The organism is Paracoccus broussonetiae (genome assembly GCF_031854425.1).
In the GTDB taxonomy this organism is placed as follows: domain Bacteria; phylum Pseudomonadota; class Alphaproteobacteria; order Rhodobacterales; family Rhodobacteraceae; genus Paracoccus; species Paracoccus broussonetiae.
This window is the reverse complement of the sequence record NZ_JAVRQI010000006.1, coordinates 216,239-232,929: the sequence shown is the minus strand read 5'-3', so window position 1 is coordinate 232,929 and position 16,691 is coordinate 216,239. Positions and strand designations below refer to the sequence as shown.

Annotated in this window: 15 protein-coding genes; 12 read left to right on the top strand and 3 right to left on the bottom strand. The window is 62.8% G+C overall.

The window, feature by feature from the left end; genetic code table 11:
- From phnL to RM190_RS09830, 3 genes are read left to right on the top strand one after another with little or no spacing between them, the layout of a single operon-like run.
- Complete coding sequence (gene phnL, locus RM190_RS09840) at window positions 1-684, top strand: phosphonate C-P lyase system protein PhnL (RefSeq protein ID WP_311759252.1); 684 nt, start codon at window positions 1-3, stop codon at window positions 682-684.
- A complete protein-coding gene (locus RM190_RS09835; protein ID WP_311759251.1) occupies window positions 681-1,205 on the top strand; it encodes a phosphonate metabolism protein/1,5-bisphosphokinase (PRPP-forming) PhnN in 525 nt (174 codons plus the stop codon). The genes phnL and RM190_RS09835 overlap by 4 nt, the downstream gene beginning before the upstream one ends.
- Window positions 1,202-2,332, top strand: a complete 1,131-nt coding sequence (locus tag RM190_RS09830) for an alpha-D-ribose 1-methylphosphonate 5-triphosphate diphosphatase (protein ID WP_311759250.1) — start codon at window positions 1,202-1,204, stop codon at window positions 2,330-2,332. Before RM190_RS09835 ends, RM190_RS09830 begins: the two co-directional genes overlap by 4 nt.
- A 36-nt stretch (window positions 2,333-2,368) precedes the next feature.
- Here the strand turns inward: RM190_RS09830 and efp are convergent, their stop codons facing one another.
- A complete protein-coding gene (efp, locus tag RM190_RS09825; protein WP_311759249.1) occupies window positions 2,369-2,935 on the bottom strand; it encodes an elongation factor P in 567 nt (188 codons plus the stop codon).
- Window positions 2,936-3,073: 138 nt separating this feature from the next.
- On the opposite strand from efp, the gene epmA reads away from it, so the two are divergent.
- Window positions 3,074-4,129 (top strand): EF-P lysine aminoacylase EpmA, encoded by a 1,056-nt coding sequence (gene epmA / locus RM190_RS09820; protein WP_311759248.1) that lies wholly within the window; start codon window positions 3,074-3,076, stop codon window positions 4,127-4,129.
- An 8-nt stretch (window positions 4,130-4,137) separates the two neighbouring features.
- On the opposite strand, the gene RM190_RS09815 is transcribed toward epmA, so the two are convergent.
- Complete coding sequence (locus RM190_RS09815) at window positions 4,138-5,397, bottom strand: replication initiation protein (RefSeq protein ID WP_311759247.1); 1,260 nt, start codon at window positions 5,395-5,397, stop codon at window positions 4,138-4,140.
- A 561-nt stretch (window positions 5,398-5,958) separates the two neighbouring features.
- Here RM190_RS09815 and RM190_RS09810 point away from each other — a divergent pair.
- From RM190_RS09810 to RM190_RS09775, 8 genes are all read left to right on the top strand, one after another.
- Window positions 5,959-7,347, top strand: a complete 1,389-nt coding sequence (locus RM190_RS09810; protein ID WP_311759246.1) for an AAA family ATPase — start codon at window positions 5,959-5,961, stop codon at window positions 7,345-7,347.
- Window positions 7,340-8,440, top strand: coding sequence for a ParB/RepB/Spo0J family partition protein (locus tag RM190_RS09805; RefSeq protein ID WP_311759245.1), 1,101 nt, complete (start codon window positions 7,340-7,342; stop codon window positions 8,438-8,440). The genes RM190_RS09810 and RM190_RS09805 overlap by 8 nt, the downstream gene beginning before the upstream one ends.
- 302 nt (window positions 8,441-8,742) lie before the next feature.
- On the top strand, window positions 8,743-9,015 hold the full coding sequence (locus RM190_RS09800; protein ID WP_311759244.1) for a hypothetical protein: 273 nt from the start codon (window positions 8,743-8,745) through the stop codon (window positions 9,013-9,015).
- Window positions 9,016-9,018: 3 nt separating this feature from the next.
- A complete protein-coding gene (locus RM190_RS09795; protein ID WP_311759243.1) occupies window positions 9,019-10,314 on the top strand; it encodes a TonB-dependent siderophore receptor in 1,296 nt (431 codons plus the stop codon).
- Window positions 10,311-11,216 carry an iron-siderophore ABC transporter substrate-binding protein gene (locus tag RM190_RS09790; protein WP_311759242.1) on the top strand — a complete coding sequence of 302 codons (906 nt, stop codon included), beginning with the start codon at window positions 10,311-10,313 and terminating at the stop codon, window positions 11,214-11,216. Before RM190_RS09795 ends, RM190_RS09790 begins: the two co-directional genes overlap by 4 nt.
- A complete protein-coding gene (gene fhuB / locus RM190_RS09785; RefSeq protein ID WP_311759241.1) occupies window positions 11,213-13,183 on the top strand; it encodes a Fe(3+)-hydroxamate ABC transporter permease FhuB in 1,971 nt (656 codons plus the stop codon). Before RM190_RS09790 ends, fhuB begins: the two co-directional genes overlap by 4 nt.
- A complete protein-coding gene (locus tag RM190_RS09780) occupies window positions 13,180-13,956 on the top strand; it encodes an ABC transporter ATP-binding protein (RefSeq protein ID WP_311759240.1) in 777 nt (258 codons plus the stop codon). The genes fhuB and RM190_RS09780 overlap by 4 nt, the downstream gene beginning before the upstream one ends.
- A 19-nt stretch (window positions 13,957-13,975) precedes the next feature.
- Window positions 13,976-15,676, top strand: coding sequence for an ABC transporter ATP-binding protein (locus RM190_RS09775; RefSeq protein ID WP_311759239.1), 1,701 nt, complete (start codon window positions 13,976-13,978; stop codon window positions 15,674-15,676).
- Here the strand turns inward: RM190_RS09775 and RM190_RS09770 are convergent.
- Window positions 15,655-16,650, bottom strand: a complete 996-nt coding sequence (locus tag RM190_RS09770) for a siderophore-interacting protein (RefSeq protein WP_311759238.1) — start codon at window positions 16,648-16,650, stop codon at window positions 15,655-15,657. The genes RM190_RS09775 and RM190_RS09770 overlap by 22 nt on opposite strands.
- Window positions 16,651-16,691 lie beyond the last annotated feature (41 nt).

Below are 16,691 nucleotides of genomic sequence, written 5' to 3'. Positions count from 1 at the left end.
ATGATCCAAGCCGAAAATGTCGCCAAGGAATTCATCCTGCACAATCAGGGCGGGACGGTCCTGCGGGTGATGGAGGGCGCAAGCCTTGCCGTCGCGCCGGGCGAATGCGTTGCGCTGACCGGGGCATCAGGCGCCGGAAAATCGACCCTGATGCGGATGATCTGGGGCAATTACCGCACAGACGCGGGTCGCATCGCGGTCGGATCGCTTGAAGTTTCATCAGCCGAACCGCGAGAGATCATCGCCTTGCGCCGCAGGACGCTGGGCTATGTCAGTCAGTTCCTGCGGGTGGTTCCGCGTGTCCCGACATTGCGGGTCGTCGCCGAACCGCTTCTGTCGCTGGGCGTCGACATGGCCGAGGCAGAGGATCGCGCCGCCGCATTGCTGACCCGCCTTCGGATTGGCGAGAATTTGTGGAGCCTGTCGCCCACGACCTTCTCGGGTGGAGAGCAGCAGCGCGTCAACATCGCGCGGGGCTTCGTTCACGATTATCCGGCCATGCTGCTGGACGAGCCGACGGCAAGCCTTGATGCCGCCAACCGCGAAACGGTGATCCACCTGATCGAGGAAGCCAAGGCCCGCGGCGCCGCGATCCTGGGGATTTTCCATGACGAGCTGGCGCGAAATCGACTATGCGACCGGGTGGTCGATGTCTCGGGCTTCACCCCGGAAACCAGGCGATGACACATTTCGCGGTCATCGGTCCCTCGGGCGCGGGCAAAGACACGCTGATGGCGGCGGCGCTTGCCCGACGCCCGGAACTGGGCATCGTCCGCCGCGTCATCACCCGCCCTTCGGACGCGGGGGGCGAGGACTTCGAGGGCGTCACCCCCGAGGTTTTCGCCAGGATGCTGGCCGAAGGCCGGTTCCTGCTGCACTGGGATGCTCATGGCCTGCGCTACGGTCTGCCGCGGGAGGGTTTTGGCGAGGGACCCCGGCTGATCAACCTGTCCCGGCGAATGCTGGCCGAGGCGCAGCGGATCCTGCCCGACCTGCAGGTGATCCACGTCACGGCCCGGCCCGATGTCCTTGCCCGCCGGCTCGCCGCGCGGGGACGCGAGGATGCGGCCGAGGTTGCCAGGCGTATCGCGCGCGAAACCGGCCCCCTGCCCGATGGCCTGCGGGTGTTTCCTGTCGACAATTCCACAACGATCGAGGCTGCGCTTGACCAGTTTCTGGCGGCGCTGGACAAGGTGAATTCATGATTCTGGCGAATGCGCAACTGATCCTGGAAGACCGCGTGATGCGGGGCGCGCTGCATATCGAAGACGGGCTTATCGCCGCGATTACCGAAGGCGATGCTGTTCCGGCCGGGGCCGAGGATTGTGGAGGAACGCATCTTGCGCCCGGCCTGATCGAGTTGCACACGGACAACCTGGAGCGACACATCCAGCCGCGACCGGGTGTGGACTGGCCCCACTCTGCCGCGATCTTTGCCCATGACGGCGAACTGGCTGCGACCGGCATCACGACCGTGTTCGATGCGGTACGCGTCGGGTCGATTCCCGATGACGGCGCCGGTTACGCCAAATACGCCCGCCCACTCGTCACCGAGATCAACGCACTGAGTGCTGCAAACCGGATGCGGATCAGCCACTTCATCCATCTCCGGGCCGAGATCTGCAGCGCGACGCTGCTGGACGAACTGGCCGAATTCGGGGCCGAGGACCGCGTCGGGCTGGTCAGTCTGATGGACCATACGCCGGGCCAGCGCCAGTTTCGCGACATCGCAAAGCTGGCTCAATATGTTCAGGGCAAGAAGGGGCTGAGCGATGACGAATTCGCCGCCCATGTCGCTCGGCTGAAGGACCTGCGGGATCGCTTCGGCGACGCGCATGAGCGCGGTGCGGTTGACGCAGCCCGCAGGCTTGGCGCAACCCTTGCCAGCCACGACGACACCACGACCGAGCAGGTCACGACCAGCGCCGGTCATGGCATCCGGCTGGCCGAATTCCCCACCACCGAAGAGGCCGCCGCGGCTTGCCATGACCACGGCATTGCCACGATCATGGGCGGCCCGAACCTGATCCGGGGGGGATCGCATTCAGGCAATGTCGCGGCCGAGGCTCTGGCGCAGGCTGGCCTGCTCGACATCATCTCGTCCGATTACATTCCTTCAAGCCTGCTGCTGGGGGCCTGTCACCTGTCGCGGCTGTGGCAGGATCTGCCGCGCGCGTTTCGCACCGTGACCGACGCCCCTGCCCGGGCAACCGGACTGAAGGATCGTGGACGGCTGCAAGTCGGCCTGCGGGCGGACGTGATCCGGCTTAACGACATGGACCGGACCGCGCGAGTTACCGGGGTCTGGTCCGCCGGTCGCCGTGTCGCGTGAAATGAAAAGGGGCGCCGAAGCGCCCCTTGATCCCGTTCAGGACTTCGCCCGCTCGACATAGGTGAGGTCGGCGGTGTTGATGATCACCTTCGTCCCGACCCCGATATGCGGAGGAACCATGATGCGTACACCATTATGGGCGATCGCTGGCTTGTAGCTGGACGAGGCCGTCTGGCCCTTCACCACCGGCTCGGTCTCGGTGACCTCGACGGTGACCTTCTGCGGCAGCTCGATCGCGATGGCGACGCCGTTATGGACCTGCAGGAAGACGCTGATGCCATCCTCGAGGAAGACCTTGTCATCCCCCACCACGTCGGGCGAAACGGTGACTTGTTCGTAGCTTTCCGGCTCCATGAAGTGGAAGCCCTCGGCGTCCTCATAGAGGAAGTTGTAGGCGCGCTCATCGACATGGGCGCGCTCGACCTGTTCGGTGGTCTTCCAGCGTTCCGACACCTTGTTGCCGTCCGAAATGCGGCGCAGATCAACCTGCGTCGTGGGCGTGCCCTTGCCGGGGTGGAAGTTGGTTGCCGTCAGAACGACGTGCAGACGGCCGTCGATTTCGACGACATTGCCTTTGCGAAGGCTTGAAGCGATGACTTTCAAGGCTGGTTCCTTGCGTGTATTTCAGATACCGGGAAGCCGGCACGACAAGGCCGGCAAAAGATGACGCTTCCCTTAGCGTTTTCCGCGTCGCATTGCCAGTCGCAAGCGGCACCTTGCGCTCATGAAGGATTCCGGCAGATGAAAGCGCCCCTCCCCCAATCCTGGTGGCAACCCGAATACCATGCCGGACGACGCCCCCTACTGCTTGCCCGGAACCGCACGCAGGCCGCCATCCGCGACTGGCTGGCTTCGGCCGATTTTCTTGAGATCGATCCCTGCGCGCTGGCGACCAGCCCCGGAAACGAGGCGCATCTGCACGGCTTTGCCACCGATCTGATCGGGAACGACGGTGTGCCACACCGGATGTATCTGCATACCAGCCCCGAATTCGCGATGAAGAAACTGCTGGCCGCGGGCGAGCGCCGCATCTTTTCGCTGGGACATGTCTGGCGCAATCGCGAACGGACGGACCGGCACAGCCCCGAATTCACGATGCTGGAATGGTATCGCGTGGACGAAGACTATCGTCAGCTGTTCAAGGATTGCGCGGCATTTCTGCGGCTGGCGGCAGAAGCCGCTGGCGCTGACCAGCTGCATTATAGGGGTCAGACCTGCGACCCCTATGCGCCGCCCGACATCATGACCGTCGCGGAGGCGTTTCTGGAATATGCCGACATCGATCTGCTTGCGACCTGCGACGGACCGGACACCGATGCCCGCGCGTTGCGCGCGATGGCCGAGGCCAAAGGCATCCGGATGGCACAGGACGATACCTGGTCCGACATCATGTCCCGCGTGCTTGTCGAGAAGGTCGAGCCTCATCTGGGCAGATCACGGCCGCTGATCCTGGACCGCTATCCCACTGCAGAAGCCGCGCTTGCGCGGCGTTCTGCGGATAACCCAAGCGAGGCCGAACGCTTCGAATTCTACGCCTGCGGCGTTGAACTGGCCAACGGCTTTGGCGAGTTGACAGACCCCCAGGAACAGCGCCATCGCTTTGTGCTGGAAATGGAAGAAAAGCAGCGCATCTATGGCGAGTGCTATCCGCTGGATGAGGTCTTTCTAGCCGCCCTTGCGCTGATGCCACCTGCATCGGGCTGCGCGCTTGGTTTTGACCGGCTGGTGATGCTGGCCACGGGTGCGCCCCGCATCGACGACATCATATGGACGCCGGTCCCGCGATGCGAGTCCTGACGAGCGCCTCAGGCCACGTCGTCGAAAATCCCCGGGACCATGTCTTCCCAGAACCCCAGGATCGCCCGAAGATTCAGGGCCGAGTTCCAGCCGTGCCGCACGAAATCGCCACGATCGAGTTCGTCGTCCAGTCGTGACAGGAACATCCTTCGATCCGCATCCCTTTGGGTCGGGTTGCGGGCATCCGCAATCTCTCGCACCCGGTCTATCCTGGCGGTACGGACCCGACGCTCCTCGGACACCGCATCGCGTTCAGCGCGAAGGCGGGCCTGCTCTGATGCCAAGGCTTCCTCGCGCTCGCGCAACATCAGGACGGTGGCCGGGTCGGGCTCGGGCAGTTTCGCACCGAACCCGTCGCGGAGCGCGGCGGACAGATAGCGGACCGGGCTTTCGACCCCTTTTTGCCCCGCGACGTAAGCAAGCTTCTGATCGACATGATCCTCTCCGTGATCCGCGATCCATTGCCGTGCCAGGCGATCGCTGGCCCCAAGTCCGATCAGGCGTGCGTAGGTACCGGACTTGCGCACACCCTCTTGGTCGTCGATCTCGAACATCGGCAACTGCGGATTATCCTTGATCCGAAAGCGGATCTGCGCGACCACCCTGCCCTCTTTCCGAGTTTCGGGCGTGATGATGATGTTCGAGTTCTTGTTCACCTCGGCCACCGCGGGCTTTATGATCTTTGCATTCAGGTGCTTGTAGTTTTCGTAGTAAGCGCTGCCGTCGACTCCCATCAGCCTGCGGAAAAGGTCCAGCGGCCACCAACCCGTGCTGCCGGTCCTGACGAAGCGATAGCAGTTTTCATAAAGCGCCAGCGCATGTCCGCTGGAGAAACGCTTCTGGATGTTCAGATTGATAAGTGCAAAGACCTTCGGATCATGCAGCTTTTCCGCAAGTGCGGGGGAATAGGCATATTCGCAGACCCCACCCCGCAACCGGGCATAAGACAGAAGCGCAGACACGCCCCATTCCTGGCGGCCCTTGTCGTCAAGCATGTCCCATTCCGCCAGGGTCTCGGCCAGACTGCGCAGCGCCTGCTTCAGCGTGTCCATGTCGTTCGAATTATAGCCGATCATGGTGCAAAGCGTGCGCGCATCGATGCGATGGCTGGGACGCGTCATCAGGTGGTCATATGCGTTCAGCAAAAGCACGTTCGACAACTTCCGCTGCAGTAGCGTCAGCTTTCCCGATACATGGATCGCAGCGACGTTCTTTTTGACCGAGCCCCGCCGCAGTGCCCCTGTCAGGGTAATGACCTGATCCGTCATCCCGTCAATCTCCTGCCCTTGATCCGTTTGCCAGATTCTTGATTTCATCATCGCAGAGAAAGTACCCTCCAGCAAGTGCACGGGAGGTGCCTTAAGGAAGAGACATTTCTCTCCCGTAAACAGGTGCCGTAGACTGACCATATGGTGTATGCAGGCGCCTGTTTACGGGACGGCGTGGTCTGGCAGCGGGTGGGGGGCTTACAATCAATGGGAAATTCGGCCCATCCCGGTTCCGGAGACCAAAAAAACCGCGAATCTGCACCTGAGTTCCTGAAAGCTGGTGCTCTATAGCCTGCCTTTGGGTCCCATTGGTCCCGTGAATAGGTTCATCGTTTCCAAATTATTTGGTATCTACAGATACTTAATGGGAGCAAAGACTCTTAAAGTTCTTCTAAAGATTCTCAACTTGATGGTGCCTTCAAGGCGAATTTTTGGCCGTAAAAAGAAGGTTTCGCGGCGAAACCGCGCCCTGCTCACTTCGAGATTCCCATGCCGCAGCGTATGTGCGATATTCCCTCTCATAACCAAGAAAACTCGACACATCATGCAGGCAGAAGCAACATGTCGAAGAAGAATGAATCAGCGGCTCCGCCGTATCTGAGCCTTGATCCCCAGCAGGCCGCAGCTCGATTGGGGGAGCCTATCGATACGGCACGATTCGCGAAAGCCGCAGCTTTCGCAGCGCGAGGCCGCTCAGATCTGGCCAAGCGAGGCTATGCGCCTGATGGTGCGAAGCGCCTTCGCAAGTTCTCGATCTGGGAAATCTGCAGGTACCTGATTCCGGTGGCACCCGCACATTTGCGCCGAGTGCTCAAGCAGAACACGGATCTGCCGCAAGGTATCGGGGAAGGCGGGACGAAGTGGTTCACCCTGGAGGAGGTAATCCAGTTGCGTGACCACTTCGCAGTCGAAGGCGCGAGCAGCAAGGAATATCGACCCTTCCGGCCAGAGGGCCTGCCCGCCAAGGTCATTGCGGTCGCGAATTTCAAAGGCGGTGTCGGAAAAACATCGACCGCCGCCCATCTTGCAATGTCTGCGGCGCTGGATGGATACCGGGTCCTGGTGATCGATCTTGATAGCCAAGGTTCGATGACATCGATCATGGGTGGGAAGGTTGAGGACGAATGGAAAACTATCTTCCCATTACTCGCCAAGGATTATGCACTTGCGTTGCAAGCGGAAAACGAGGTTCGGGCGGCACAGGGCGAAGACCCCCTGCCCTTTGATGAAACTCTATCCGAAGCGCTGAAGATTTCGGCCAGCGACGTCATCCAGAAGACGCATTGGCCGAACATCGATCTGATCGGCGCGCAGCTGAACCTTTATTGGGCCGAGTTTCAGATTCCCGTCTGGCGGATGGGATTGCGTGGATGGCCGCTCTGGGACGCGCTGACAGGTTTTCTGGACCGGGAGGGGGTGCTGTCCAACTATGATGTCGTTCTTCTCGATACGCCTCCTGCACTTGGGTACCTGACGATCAATGCGCTGGCAGCGGCGGATATCTTGCTTGTCCCGCTTGGGGCATCATTCCTAGAGTTTGACTCGACGGGTCGGTTTTTTGACATGCTCTACTCGACATTTGCGAGCATCGAGGACGGCGAGAACTCTGTCAGGCGACGGCAGGGTTTGCCTGAGATGAAGTTCGAATGGGATGTCGTCCGTGCCATTATCACCCGTTTCGATGCTGCTCAGCAAACAAACCTGGCCAATGTCATTCAAGCCTATTTCGGTGATTTCATGACCACCTATCGTCAGGATTTCACGGCGCTGGTCGGGCAGGCGGGTGAACAGGTGAACGGGATCTATGAGGCCGATTATCGCGACTTCAATCGGGAAACCTATGTCCGGGGGCGCGAAACCTTCGATCGTACCTATGCCGAGGTAAAGGAGATCCTGATCGGGTCCTGGTGGCGGGACATGGCAATGAACAAAGAGGCGGAACATGGCTAAGCGCAGGCAACTCGAGGCACCCACCCGCGAACAATTGAAGGAAATCGAGGATGGTTTCGCGCGCGAAACTCGCCTTGATCCATTCGGGATGTCGGTGCCGATTGCGACTGTCGCAGCAGAAGCCGCGGCCCTTGCTCCGCTTCAATCGACCGAGGAGCGGACAGAGGCTGCACGCAACCGCAAGGATGCCGAGCGGTTTCGCGAAGCTGAAGCCCGCGGAATGATTGCTCGGGACGTTGCGTTGTCCGAGATTGTCACCGATCAGATGATGCGGGACAGGATGGCGCTTGACCCCGAAGAAATGGCCGAGCTGAAATCCTCGATCCTGAGTCATGGGCTGCGGCTACCGATCGAGCTTTACGAGCTTGCCGTTCCCGAGGGCGGCAAGCTCTATGGTCTTATTTCCGGCTACCGCCGTTTGACTGCCGTCAAGACGCTTCTGGGTGAAACGGGGCGCGGCGAGTACGCCACGATCCGCGCGCTGATCCGAAAACCAGAGGGTGCGGCGGATGCATTCGTCGCCATGGTTGAAGAGAATGAGATCCGCGCGGGGCTCAGCCAATACGAGCGGGGCAGGGTGGCAGTCGTCGCATCTGACAACGGGGCCTTCGAAACCGTCGAGGAAGCGATCGAGCAACTCTTCTCTTCGGGATCCAAGGCCAAGCGTTCCAAGCTTCGGTCGTTCGCCCAGATCCATGAAGAATTAGGGGATCTGCTGATTTATCCGCAGGTGCTTACTGAACGGCAAGGTCTGCGCCTCGCGGGGGCTTTGCGCGCGGGGATGACTGACGAGTTGCGTCGCGTACTCGCCACTGGCCAGCCAAGCGACGGCGATGCGGAATGGGCGCTTCTGGAGCCGGTGGTCCAGAGAGGGGAAGACGCTCCGCGCGACACCAGCCGGGGCGGACGTCCCCGCCGTGTTGCCGCTCCGTCGCCTTCGCAGAAGGTGAAATACCTTTCCGACGGTGTGCGCCTGCGGCTGGATCACGATGTTCAAGGACACTTCATCCGCATTGAAGGTATGCCGCTTGATGACGAGGTGCTCGAGGCAATCATGCAAGCTGTCGAAATAGCCTTGATGAAAGGTACCTGAATACAGGAGCGCATGTTCGCGTCTTCTTGTCGCTGTAGGTCTCGCGCGAACAAGGCGACGGGATTGGCTGACCCGAAGAATCGCGTTCCACCCAGATCACGTTGCTTATGCCGGGTTTTGCCGGGTTTGTTTCGGATCGTGACCCGGGTGTGGTCAGACCCGCCAAGCCCGGGCGCACTGGTCCAAGTAACACTTGCGCTCGCGTCCCAAATGTCGCAATTGGAAAATTAACAAAAAGCATCAGGATTGGGGGCGGATCATCCACGCCCCTGATCCAAGCCGCGCAAAAGAGAGGCGAGCCCATGAAACCGTTTCGACTCTCGTGGCTGACTTGGACGAGCCTCATTTCTCTCTCGTTGCCGGTGATGGCCCAGGGCAATGGCGCAGCAGCCGATGCGACAGCGGCCGGGGCTACCGTCGTTCTGGATGGAGTCGTGCTTGACGCGACAGCGTCGACGCACGGCTACGTGGTTCCAACCGCCCAGATTGCCACCAAGACCGAGGCAAAGGTGTTTGAAGCCCAGCAATCGGTTTCGGTCATCACAAACCAGCAGACCCGTGACCAGGGCGCTTAAAGCATGTCTCAGGCTCTGCGCTATACGGCGGGCGACACGGCCGAGCCGTTCGGGGCCAAACCTCGCTTTGATTTGTCGATCCTGCGCGGGTTCAATGCGTCCGACTCTCAATATCCGAACGGCCTGCATCTGATTCGCATATTCGGCGCGCCAACCTATGAACTCTATGGCCGCAAGCGGATCGAGGTTCTCCGCGCTCCGGTCTCGAAGGATCCACAGCTCTCGCCCGCAGGAAGTCCCTTTGCGCTGACCAAGATCGGGAATGCCGACGACCTGCGTGAACTCGATGCGGGTTATCCTGATACGGATAACCGCGACCGCAAGATGCTCAACCAAGGGGTCGGGTGCAAACGCGGCCCGGACAATGGCCGGCAGTTCCGGCAGGGCGTGTGTTGCCAGGAATTCGACTGGGACTATGTCGCCGTTCCGTGGGGCATTTGGTATACCAAAATTGAGAATCTGACGATCGAACAGACCGGGATCCATGGTCAGGACGAAATCGCAAGGAACAGCTGGCGCGCGACGTTTGCCTCGCGCCATGACTGGTCCCGCCAGACGAGAGACGTCCTCACCAAATTCCTGAGGGTAGGCAACGCAAACGACGCCTACCAGCGGGATGAAGCGACCACCGGGCGTGTCGGCCTGTCGTATGTCTTCAATAGCGGTGTGGCGCCCTATATCAGCTATTCTGCCTCATTCGAGCCGGAAATCGGAACCGACTGGGTTGGTAGCATCTTCGGGCCGACCGCGAGCAAGCAGTGGGAAGCTGACGAGGAGTGTCGGCCGCCCGCCTTCGATGCGCTGTTCACCGATGCGGTTTATTACACGAGGCCAAGCAACGTCGCTTGCACCATCGACGGTTTCCCCGAGCAGGTGGGCGAAGTTCATTCGAAAGGCGTCGAACTTGAAGCGATCGCGGAACTGTCCGAAGGTTGGGACATGCTCGCGGCCTGCTACACGCATGCCTGCCAGAAGGGCGAGGCCGTGGAAGGCCTGCGCATGTCGAACACCCCCTATAACGCGCCAAGTCTGTGGCCGAATGATGACTTCGGCAACGGTTACCGCGCGGTCGATTGCCTGCGCTATATCGGTGAGCGTTACGGCGACCTGAACATTTTGCTCAAGGTTGATGCCGTGACCTTGGGTGATCTGGCGGCCCGCTATACGCATGGCACGTTTGAGGCGTCGGTGAACCTCTTTGGCATCACCGAAGAGGAATACATCGCAAGCTACGGCAGCTTCGGTTGCCACTACGCAGAGGTGCGCGAGGTTCAGGCGTGGTTGACCTACAAGTGGTGACAGACCCCTTCCAGACGGGCCGGCGCGCCTTTCTTCGCTCCGTCGCCGCTTTCGCGGCGACGGGCTCGCTTTTCGCGCCGACCTTGGTGCGGGCGGGGCAGGGGCCGCGGCTTGCGGCGATCGACTGGGCCATGCTGGAAACTGCGGTCGCGCTCGGGCAAATGCCGGTCGCTGCCTGCGAGTTGATCGGCTACCGGGCGCAAGCGGTCACACCGGTCATCCCCCCGGATGTCGTCGACCTGGGCCTGCGCGGTGCGCCGAATTTCGAACTGCTCCAGCTGACCCGGCCCGATCTGATCCTCAGCTCTCCATTTTACGAACAGCATCGGCCTCGGCTGGAAGGCATCGCCCCGGTTCTGTCGCTGCCATTCTATGTTCCGGGCGAGCGTCCCTTGCAGAAGGCCTTCGCGGCCCTTGAAGCGTTGGCTTCTGCCACTGACCGGCCAGAAGCGGCATATCGGGCAGCCTCGGATGCCGAGGTGGGATTTGAGCGCGCTGCGGCGCGCCTTGCCGAAATGGCGGATCGACCCGTCGGCTTGGTGGATATCGGTGACGCGCGGCACCTGCGAGCATTCGGTTTTGACAGCATGTTCGGGGATGTGCTTGTGCGCCTTGGACTTCAGAATGGCTGGGAAGGTCGAACAAGGTTCAGTTTTCGGGCGCCGATCCCACTCGAAGGTCTGGCCGATCTGCCCGAGGCGCGGCTTGTCATCGTCGGGGATGTCGCGGTCGAGGCACGCCAGTCGCTCAGGCGCAGCGTCCTGTGGCGGGCACTGCCTCAGGTCCGGGGCGAGCGGGTCTATCAATTGCCAAGCGTCACCCCTTTCGGTGGCCTGCCGGCGGCGTTGCGCTTTGCCGAGTTGCTGGCCGAAGCGTTCGAGACGGGACCAAGCCAAGTATGAGACGCCCTACAATTCCGTTGAGCCTGGCCGCGCTGGTGGCACTGGCACTCTGGGGCCTTGCCGCGTTTCGGCTGATGCCCACTGGCTGGCCCGCATGGCCCTTCGATCCGCAGGCAATGTCGCTTGACCAAATATTGCTGGCCTTCGGGCTGATGCCGCGGGGGGGCATCGCCTTGATCGCGGGTGCGGCGCTCGGCTTGTCCGGCGCACTGCTTCAAGCGGTCCTGCGGAACCCGGTCGCCGATCCGACAACCTTGGGCATCTCGTCCGGGGCGCAGCTTTGTCTTGTGATCGCGACCATCTACGCACCCGGCCTGCTCGATCACGGCCGATGGCCCGTCGCATTGGTCGGGGCGGCGGGGGCCGCCGCTTTGGTCATGGCGATTGGCGCGCGGCGCGCGTTTGCTCCCGTGACGATGGTAATTGCGGGCATGCTGATCTCGCTGACCGCATCCTCCATCGCGACGACGATCACGCTGTCGCGTGGGGAATATCTGCTGTCGCTGGTCATTTGGAACGGAGGCTCGCTCGTCCAGCAGGATTGGAGCGGGGTGCGCGCCCTTGCGATGGTCCTGGCTGTTGCCGGGGCAGGGGCTGCCTGCCTGGTTCGCCCTCTGCGCGTGCTGTCGCTGGGCGCGGCGGGGGCAAGCGGACTGGGCATGAACGTGGCGCTGGTGCGCTTTGCCGTCCTTGCGCTTGCGGTGCTGCTGGCTGGGGCGGTTTCGGCCGAACTGGGCCTGGTCGGATTTGTGGGCCTGGCTGCGCCCGCGCTGGCACGCAGCATGGGCGCGCGAAGCATGGGGCAGGTGCTGGCCTTGGCTCCGCTGGTCGGAGCGCTGATCCTGTCCGTCAGCGACGGGATTGTTCTGCTGGTGGCGGGCGCGACCGGTGAAATGTTCCCGACCGGCGCCCTGACCGGCCTGATCGGAGGGCCGCTGCTGATCTGGCTGCTTCCCCGTTTGCGCGGCTCGACCCCTCCGGGGACCGAGACTGCCGAAGGGCCCGTGCCGCGCCTGTTCCGCCCCGCACCCCTGCTGTGGGGCCTTCTGTTCATGGCCGTTGTGCTTGCGCTTGTGCTCGTCTGGATCGGGCGCTTGCCGCATGGCTGGGCGGTTCTCGATTGGGCAAGCTTCCGCGCCTTCTTGCCGCTGCGCCTGCCAAGGCTGGTTGCCGCGGCCGCCGCAGGGGCGCTACTCGCCATGGCCGGGGCGATCCTGCAGCGATTGACCGCGAACCCGCTCGCCTCGCCCGAGGTGCTTGGCGTGTCGGGTGGCGCGGCAATCGGTTATGCGGCGACGCTGTTTTCATTCGCCATGCCGGGAACGGGCATTCGCACCCTTGGCACCATGATTGGTGGAGCGTTGGCGCTGGCCCTTGTCGGAACCTATGCGCGCCGCCGCGACATGCCGGCAGAGCGGGTACTGCTGGCCGGGATCTCGGTCTCGGCGATGGCGGCGGCCGTCCTGTCGGCGGTCATGGCCACCGGATCCGCCGAATCCTGGCAGGTGCTCGCCTGGCTCAGCGGTTCCTCCAGCACCGTCGGGCCGGGGCAGGCCGCGGTGCTGGGAATTCTGGCCGTGGGCCTGCTTGCGGCGGCGATGATGGCGCATCGATGGCTTGGCGCACTGCCGCTTGGTGCCGAAGTGGCGGTCGGACTGGGGCTGCCGCTGCAACTGGCGCGGACCGCACTAGTCGTGCTTGCGGGACTTGGCACCGGGGCGGCGACAGTGCTGGTTGGCCCGGTCAGCTTCGTCGGACTGATGGCCCCGCACCTGGCGCGCCGGATCGGATTTGCCCGACCGCGCGATCACGTGACGGGGGCCGCCCTGATCGGCGCGATCCTGATGATCGCGGCTGATTTCGGCGCAAGGATGGCGGGCTTCCCCTATGAAATGCCCTTGGGCCTGTTCGCCTCGCTTCTGGGTGCACCCTGGCTCATTTGGTTGATGTTGAGGATCAGGCGATGACCGAACCGCTTTTCAGGATGTCCGGGCTTTGTGTGGACGTGCCCGGCCGCCGGTTGCTGGATGGGCTGGACCTGACCATTCCCAAGGGGCAGGTCGTTGCGCTGATCGGCCATAATGGATCGGGAAAATCCACGCTGCTGAAGGTGATGGCACGGCAGATCCGGGCGTCGTCGGGGCAGGCGGCGTTTCTTGGGCGCGGCCTGCCAGAGTGGTCGGCGCGGGACTATGCGCGCGCGCTGGCTTTCATGCCCCAGACCACCCCCCCGGCCGAGGGGATGACCGTGCGCGAACTGGTCTCGCTTGGCCGCTATCCCTGGCACGGAGCGCTTGGGCGCTTCGGTCCGCAGGACCATGCAGCGGTCGATGCGGCGCTGGCGGAATGCGCGATCGAGCCGCTGGCCGACCGTCTGGTCGATACGCTGTCGGGCGGTGAACGCCAGCGCGCGTGGCTTGCCATGATGGTCGCGCAGCAGGCGGGTGCGCTTTTGCTGGACGAGCCGATCTCGGCGCTCGACATTGCCCATCAGGTCGAGGTTCTTTCGCTGGTGCGCCGGATGTGCCATGAGCAGGGCCGAAGCGCGATCGTGGTCCTGCATGAGGTGAACATGGCCGCCCGGTTCAGCGACCATGTGATTGCATTGAAGGGCGGTCGGTTGACACTGCAGGGCACGCCGGACGACCTGATGACCGCCGAGGCGCTGGCCCGGATCTATGGCCTGCCGATGCAGGTTCTGCGACGCGAGGATGGCGGCAGGGTCGCCATTCCCGCATAAGGACGAACAAGGACTTAAGATGCTGCGCGATTTCTTCGCATATTATCGCCCCTGGATGGGGCTGTTCTGGCTGGATTTCGGCTGTGCCGTCCTGTCGGGGCTGCTGGAACTGGCCTTTCCACTGGCGGTCACCGCCTTCATCGATCACCTGCTGCCGCAGGGCAACTGGGGACTGACCGTCGTCGCGGCCATTGGCCTGATGGCGCTTTATCTGGTCAATACCGGGCTGATGTCCATCGTGATCTATTGGGGCCACATGCTGGGCATCAATATCGAGACCGAGATGCGGGCCCGCGCCTTCGACCACCTGACCCGCCTCAGCTGGCGCTGGTATGACCGCGCGCGCACCGGCAAGCTGGTGGCCCGTGTCACGCGTGACCTGGAAGAGATCGGCGAGGTTGCCCATCACGGTCCCGAAGACGCCTTCATCGCCCTGATGACCTTCATTGGCGCCTTCCTTCTGATGTTCAGCATCAATCCGCAGCTTGCGCTGATCGTGGCGCTGATCGTGCCGGCAATGCTGGTTCTGGTGATCTTCTACGGCGGTCGCATGACGCGCACCTGGCGCGCGATCTATGCCCGCGTCGGCGATTTCAACGTGCGTCTGGAAGAGGCGTTGGGGGGCGTCCGGGTCGTGCAGGCCTTTGGCAATGAGGCCCATGAATCCGATCTTTTTGCCACCGACAACCAAAGTTACCGCCAGACCAAGCTGCAGGCCTATCGCGTCATGGCGGTATCCTCGGCGCTGCAATACATGGGCCTGCGCCTGGTGCAGGTCGTGGTCATGGTCATGGGGGCGGGCTATGTACTTTCGGGTCAACTGACCACCGGCGGATTCGTCGGTTTCCTGCTGCTGGTTGGCGTGTTCTATCGCCCACTCGAAAAGATCGCCGCCGTGATCGAAACATATCCGCGCGGCCTGGCCGGGTTTCGTCGCTATCAGGAGTTGCTGGGGACCGAGCCCGAAATCCGGGACGCCCCGGATGCGATCGACGCCCCCGCCTTGCGAGGCGATATCCGGTTCGAGGATGTGGGCTTCGGCTATGATGCCGACCGGCCGATCCTGAAGGGCATCGATCTGACGATCTCGGCTGGCGAAACGGTGGCCTTTGTCGGCCCCTCGGGCGCCGGCAAGACGACGCTGCTGGCCTTGCTGCCGAGGTTTTATGAACCGACACAGGGCCGGATCACCGTGGACGGTGTCCCGCTTGACCAGATGAAGCTGAACAGCCTGCGCCGCCAGATCGGTCTCGTCAGCCAGGATGTCTTTCTGTTCGGCGGGACACTGCGCGAAAACATCGCCTATGGCCGGCTTGGTGCTTCGGATGCGGAAATCATGCGTGCCGCCGAACAAGCCCAGCTTGGCCCGATGATCGCCGGTCTGACCGAAGGGCTGGATACCATCGTCGGCGAACGTGGCGTGATGCTGTCGGGCGGCCAGAAGCAGCGCGTCGCCATTGCGCGGGCCTTCCTGAAGAATCCGCCCATCCTGATCCTGGACGAGGCGACCTCGGCGCTGGACAGCCAGACCGAGCGCGAGATCCAGTCGGCTCTGGATGCGCTGGCCGTGGGTCGCACGACGCTGGTCATCGCGCACAGGCTGGGGACGATCCGCAATGCGGACCGGATCATCGTCATGCAGGAGGGGCGGATCGTCGAAAGCGGGCAGCACGGCCCGCTGATCGCGCAGGGTGGGGTTTACGCCCGGCTGTCGGGCTGACCCCAATAAGCGGCGGCGGTGAACTGCCGCTTGTTCAGGCCGCGCGCCGCAAGATAGCGGCGCGCCTCGCGGGCCAAGGTCGCGTGACCAGCGAACCAGACATGCAAGTCACCATCGGCGTCAATCCGGGCGTCGGCCAGCGCCTTTATCAGGTCTTCGGTCACGGTCACCCGCGGATCTTCGGCCACCGGGCCCAGATCATGACCGGCGGCGCGCACAAAGGCGCGCGCCTGGCCCTGCGCCAGGTCCAGCATGCGGGTGATCGCGGGCAGCGCGGTCTCATCCCCGAAAAGCCAAAGCTCCTCGGCTTCGGGGCACCAACCGCCGCCCGGTCCCATGATGCCGATGATGGTGCCGGGCTGGACACGCGCGGCCCAGTCGCAGGTCGGGCTGCCGACATGGCTGAAAATATCGAAGTCGATCCAGTCCTCGCGCTGTTCGGCAATGGTATAGACCGGGCGGTGCAGCGCATCCTGGCCCTCGGGCCAGCGCGTGCGGCCATTGGCGGCGATGCGCGGCCAGATGGCGCTGCGACCCTCGGGCGGCAGCAAAAGACGGAAATGCATGCTGCCTTGGCCGAAGCGCGCGGCCTCGGGGCCGGACAGGCGGACGCGGATGAAGCCGGGTGTGCGCTGGGTGACGCTGACCAGCTGCATCAGGGCCAGACCCGGAGCAAGCGCACCTTCGTCAACGCTGTCCCAAATGATCGACATGCCGTGGCTTTCGAACAGCTCGGTGGCGCTGTCCTGCAGGACACCGATCAGTCGCTGTTCGGGCGCGCTGAGTTCGATCCGCGCGATCCCGTCACCGGGGATCAGGGACATCTCGCTGCCCCAGACATGCATGGTCAGGCTTTCCGGCGTCTCGAACAGATCTATTTCCCATTCCGCCGCGCGCGCGCGAAGCAAGGCCGAGGCGACGCCGGAAGCCGAATTCAGGGTTCCGATGCTGCGGTGCGGGCGAATGGGAAACATGCCGTGCCTTCCACTTGTGTCGCCGGGACCATATACCCAAG

Excerpts from the sequence above, each read along its gene's own strand:
- phnL (WP_311759252.1), top strand. The coding sequence starts at position 1 with ATGATCCAAGCCGAAAATGTCGCCAAGGAATTCATCCTGCACAATCAG.
- RM190_RS09835 (WP_311759251.1), top strand. The coding sequence starts at position 681 with ATGACACATTTCGCGGTCATCGGTCCCTCGGGCGCGGGCAAAGACACG.
- RM190_RS09830 (WP_311759250.1), top strand. The coding sequence starts at position 1,202 with ATGATTCTGGCGAATGCGCAACTGATCCTGGAAGACCGCGTGATGCGG.
- epmA (WP_311759248.1), top strand. The coding sequence starts at position 3,074 with ATGAAAGCGCCCCTCCCCCAATCCTGGTGGCAACCCGAATACCATGCC.
- RM190_RS09815 (WP_311759247.1), bottom strand. The coding sequence starts at position 5,397 with ATGACGGATCAGGTCATTACCCTGACAGGGGCACTGCGGCGGGGCTCG.
- RM190_RS09810 (WP_311759246.1), top strand. The coding sequence starts at position 5,959 with ATGTCGAAGAAGAATGAATCAGCGGCTCCGCCGTATCTGAGCCTTGAT.
- RM190_RS09805 (WP_311759245.1), top strand. The coding sequence starts at position 7,340 with ATGGCTAAGCGCAGGCAACTCGAGGCACCCACCCGCGAACAATTGAAG.
- RM190_RS09800 (WP_311759244.1), top strand. The coding sequence starts at position 8,743 with ATGAAACCGTTTCGACTCTCGTGGCTGACTTGGACGAGCCTCATTTCT.
- RM190_RS09795 (WP_311759243.1), top strand. The coding sequence starts at position 9,019 with ATGTCTCAGGCTCTGCGCTATACGGCGGGCGACACGGCCGAGCCGTTC.
- fhuB (WP_311759241.1), top strand. The coding sequence starts at position 11,213 with ATGAGACGCCCTACAATTCCGTTGAGCCTGGCCGCGCTGGTGGCACTG.
- RM190_RS09780 (WP_311759240.1), top strand. The coding sequence starts at position 13,180 with ATGACCGAACCGCTTTTCAGGATGTCCGGGCTTTGTGTGGACGTGCCC.
- RM190_RS09775 (WP_311759239.1), top strand. The coding sequence starts at position 13,976 with ATGCTGCGCGATTTCTTCGCATATTATCGCCCCTGGATGGGGCTGTTC.
- RM190_RS09770 (WP_311759238.1), bottom strand. The coding sequence starts at position 16,650 with ATGTTTCCCATTCGCCCGCACCGCAGCATCGGAACCCTGAATTCGGCT.